Source organism: Listeria fleischmannii subsp. fleischmannii LU2006-1 (genome assembly GCF_000344175.1).
Lineage (GTDB): Bacteria > Bacillota > Bacilli > Lactobacillales > Listeriaceae > Listeria > Listeria fleischmannii.
Map to the genome: position 1 here is coordinate 1 of NZ_ALWW01000092.1, position 703 is coordinate 703.

At 52.1% G+C, this 703-nt stretch carries 1 tRNA gene and 2 rRNA genes; all 3 read left to right on the forward strand.

The annotated features are described in order from the left end of the window. Window positions 1-412 (forward strand): 23S ribosomal RNA (locus LFLEISCH_RS14365); the annotation flags it as partial. A gap of 79 nt (window positions 413-491) precedes the next feature. After that, window positions 492-607 (forward strand): 5S ribosomal RNA (gene rrf / locus LFLEISCH_RS14370). 11 nt (window positions 608-618) lie between these two features. Then, a tRNA-Asn gene (locus tag LFLEISCH_RS14375) sits at window positions 619-696 on the forward strand. Window positions 697-703 lie beyond the last annotated feature (7 nt).

Here is a 703-nt window from a genome sequence, read left to right on the forward strand (position 1 = left end):
GGGAGGTTGGCACCTCGATGTCGGGCTCGTCGGCACTCCTGGGGTGTAGTTCGGCCAAGGGTGGCTGTTCGCCATWAAGCGGGCACGCGAGCTGGGTTCAGAACGTCGTGAGACAGTTGGTTCCCGTCATCCGTCGCGGGCGCAGGAATTGAGAGGAGCTGTCCTTAGTACGAGAGGACCGGGATGGACGCACCGCTGGTGTACCAGTTGTTCCGCCAGGAGCATCGCTGGGTAGCTATGTGCGGCAGGGATAAACGCTGAAAGCATCTAAGCGTGAAGCCCCCCTCAAGATGAGATTTCCCATTTCGTAAGAAAGTAAGATCCCTGAAAGATGATCAGGTAGATAGGTTTGGAGTGGAAGTATGGCGACATATGGAGCGGACAAATACTAATCGATCGAGGACTTAACCTTTTAATCTTGATTCGTTACATGGATAACTAAACGCTTTTCTTCTCTAGTTTTGAGAGAACATCGTTCTTTCATTCTTTTGTCTGGTAGCTATGGCGAGAAGGTCACACCCGTTCCCATCCCGAACACGGTAGTTAAGCTTCTCTGCGCCGATGGTAGTTGGGGGCTTCCCCCTGTGAGAGTAGGTCGCTGCCGGGCAATTGTATTATTCCACAGTAGCTCAGTTGGTAGAGCAATCGGCTGTTAACCGATCGGTCGCAGGTTCGAGTCCTTGCCTGTTGGAGCCATTTTTAT